The sequence below is a fragment of the Flavobacterium sp. DW-iso2 genome (assembly GCF_058725285.1).
This window is the reverse complement of record NZ_JBZXDY010000081.1, coordinates 1-733: the sequence shown is the minus strand read 5'-3', so window position 1 is coordinate 733 and position 733 is coordinate 1. Positions and strand designations below refer to the sequence as shown.

The 733-nt window shown below is 40.2% G+C and carries 1 protein-coding gene; it reads right to left on the bottom strand.

Annotated elements, in window-relative coordinates:
- A partial coding sequence (locus tag AC4PRO_RS18195; protein ID WP_492118402.1) for an Ig-like domain-containing protein occupies positions 1–733 on the bottom strand: 733 nt, incomplete at both ends.

Here is a 733-nt window from a genome sequence, read left to right as displayed (position 1 = left end):
CCAACTGTTAGGGTAGTAACCAAACCATTAGAATCTATAGTTGCAACGGTTGTATCTGAAGAAACCCAAGGCGTTGTAGTTGCAGCCGTAGCTGATCCGGTTAATTGTATAGTAGGTGTTGAAATACAAGTGTTTAAATTACCTGTTATTGTTGGTAACGCATTGACTATTATCGTTGCTGTTATTTTACAGCCATTAGAATTGGTATAAGTGATAAGTGCAGTACCTGCGCCAACCCCTGTTACTACTCCTGCAGTACTTACAGTAGCGACAAGGGTGTTTGAGGACCCCCATGGATTAGTAGTTGCTGCTGTTCCGGATCCAGTTAATGCGGTAGTTGAACCCACACAAATACTCAAAGTTCCTGTTATTGCTGGTACTGCATTGACAGTTACCGTTGCGGTTATTTTACAGCTATTAGAATTGGTATAGGTGATAGTTACGGTACCTGCACTAACTCCTGTTACTATACCTGTAGCATTTACTGTTGCTACGGCAGTATCTGAAGATACCCATGGCGTTATTGTTGCTGCAGTAGCAGATCCAGATAAAGCTGTAGTTGAACCCACACAAACATTCAAAGTTCCTGTTATTGTAGGTAATGCGTTTACAGTTATTGTTGCAGTTTTTTGACAGCCATTAGAATTGGAATAAGTAATTACTGTTGAACCAACTGATAAGGAAGTAACTAATCCGTTAGAATCTACTGTTGCAACAGATGTGTTTGATGACA